At 79.2% G+C, this 413-nt stretch carries 1 pseudogene; it reads left to right on the forward strand.

The features are described 5' to 3' along the window. Positions 1-413: pseudogene (locus M3677_RS17580) on the forward strand (DUF2520 domain-containing protein); the annotation flags it as partial.

Consider the following 413-nt stretch of genomic DNA (forward strand, 5'->3'; position numbering starts at 1 on the left):
GCCCTCGCCGCGGCCGGCCACGAGGTGGTCGCCGCCGCCGGCCTGTCCGCCGCCTCCCGCGACCGCGCCGCGCGCCTGCTGCCGGGGGTACCGCTGCTGCCCACCGACGAGGTGGTGGCCGCCGCCGACCTCGTGGTGCTCGCCGTGCCCGACGACGCCCTGCCCGGCTTGGTCGCCGGTCTCGCCGAGACCGGGGTGTGGCGGCGCGGTCAGCTGACCTTCCACACCTCGGGCGCGCACGGCCTCGCCGTCCTGGCCCCGGCGGCCGAGGCCGGGGTGCTGGGTCTGGCGCTGCACCCCGCGATGACCTTCTCCGGCGGCCCCGAGGACGCCACCCGCCTGTCGGGCAGCCCCTTCGGCGTGACCAGCCGGCCCGAGCACCGCGCCGTCGCCGAGACCGTCGTGCTCGAGAT

The sequence above is a fragment of the Curtobacterium sp. P97 genome, assembly GCF_023712445.1.
Lineage (GTDB): Bacteria > Actinomycetota > Actinomycetes > Actinomycetales > Microbacteriaceae > Curtobacterium.